The sequence below is a fragment of the Telluria sp. AZSoR62 genome (assembly GCF_058111565.1).
Map to the genome: position 1 here is coordinate 1 of NZ_JBYTST010000311.1, position 271 is coordinate 271.

General features: G+C 39.5%; 1 protein-coding gene. It reads right to left on the minus strand.

Features of this window, described 5'->3' with window-relative positions:
* Window positions 1-41: 41 nt before the first annotated feature.
* Window positions 42-271, minus strand: a 230-nt coding sequence (locus AC3XQU_RS23930; protein WP_489876620.1) for a hypothetical protein, incomplete at its 5' end; no start/stop codon positions are given.

The window sequence follows — 271 nt, forward strand, 5'->3', positions numbered from 1 at the left end:
TTACAAATATTAATTTTCTAAGTAAACATCGTTTTTATTTGTCAATTTCCTGGTGTTAGCCAGCCTCTCACATTGTAAGTTTCGTGTAGTTTACTAGCTATTTCTGCGGCTTCTGATTTGCTTCTGTAAGGCCCAACGACAATAAAATTGTTTTCCAATCGAATTGTTGGTAAGCGCATTCCCTTAATCGCTGCGGCAGAATTTTTACGGGTCAACGCGCTAGATAACGTAATCTCTATCACCCAAATTTCGGCGTTTTCGACTAAGCGGC